The following is a 1283-nucleotide window of genomic DNA, read 5'->3' as shown; positions in this document are numbered from 1 at the left end:
GGGACTGACCCCATACGCTGAGACAAATAAAAAACACCTTCAAGGTTGAAAACGGACGATTGTTATCCGAAATAATACTTGGAGGTGTTTTTTCTATGGGAACTAGAGTCAGTTATCCAGTGGAGATAAAAATGAAGGCAGTTGAAATGCGCTTGGCAGGCGTACCTGTAAAAGAGATTTTGAACGAACTAAATATTAAGAGTAGATCGCAAGTGAAGACATGGGTCAGATGGTATAAATCTGAAGAGACGCATCGTTTTGAACAGCCAGTTGGCAAGCAGTACACCTACGGGAAAGGGCCAGCCTATTCTTCAGAAGTAGAGGAATTACAAGCTGAGAACCGATTTTTAAGGCAACAAAATGAAGTTTTAAAAAAGTACAAGGAATTGGAAAGGAAGTTGATAGAGAAACGGCAGTCGAACTTGTAGAATCACTGCATAACACAATGACAATACAGGATATTTGTGTACATTTAGGTATCTCGAGAGCATCTTATTATCGCTGGAAGAACAAAGAGAAAGACGATTCGAAAGAACTACTTAAAAAGCAAATTGGCATATTGTGCCGAGAACACAAGTATCGGTACGGTTACAGAAAGATTACTGCCTTACTGAGACAGGAGCAATGCATTAACCACAAAGTCGTGCAGCGAGTAATGCAGGAGAATCAATGGCAGTGCCGGGTTAAAGTGAAGAAACGTAAGAAAACTGGACAGCCATATGCCGTCGCAGAAAATTTATTGGATCGGAACTTTCAGTCTGATCGTCCTCTTGAGAAGCTCGTAACCGACATTACATACCTGCCTTATGGTCAGAAACTAATGTATCTTTCCAGTATAATAGATTTGTGCAATGGCGAAGTAGTGGCGTCCTCTATTGGAGATAAACAAGATACAGCTTTCGTGTTGGAGACACTCGATCAGCTGCCACCATTGCCTGAGAACTGCATATTACACAGTGATCAGGGGTCGGTGTACACATCTTATAAGTACCAAGAAGCTGTAAAAGCAAAAGGCATTACCATGAGTATGTCCCGAAAAGGAACGCCCGCTGATAATGCCTCTATCGAATCGTTTCATTCCATACTAAAGTCTGAAACATTCTATCTTAACAGCATAAATCGAACTTCGACTGCCATCGTAGAACGTACTGTTGAAGAATATATTTATTATTATAACAATATTCGTATCCAAACGAAACTAAACAACCAATCACCGATACAATATCGGCAATCGGCTGTTTGAAGGTTTTTTGATCCCTGTCTCAGAAACGGGGGTCAGTCCC

At 40.9% G+C, this 1283-nt stretch carries 1 protein-coding gene; it reads left to right on the top strand.

Translation table 11 applies throughout. From position 1 onward, the window contains the following. Positions 1-95: 95 nt before the first annotated feature. Positions 96-1243 (top strand): IS3 family transposase gene (locus B1K52_RS00005; protein WP_143588795.1). Its coding sequence is split into 2 segments (ribosomal slippage): positions 96-369 and positions 369-1243, totalling 1149 coding nucleotides; the frame shifts between segments, so codons are not numbered across the junction. Positions 1244-1283 lie beyond the last annotated feature (40 nt).

The sequence above is a fragment of the Terribacillus halophilus genome (genome assembly GCF_900162685.1).
GTDB classification, from domain to species: Bacteria; Bacillota; Bacilli; order Bacillales; family Amphibacillaceae; genus Terribacillus; species Terribacillus halophilus_A.
The sequence above is the reverse complement of the archived record's forward strand: the minus strand, read 5'-3'. Positions and strand labels throughout refer to the sequence as shown.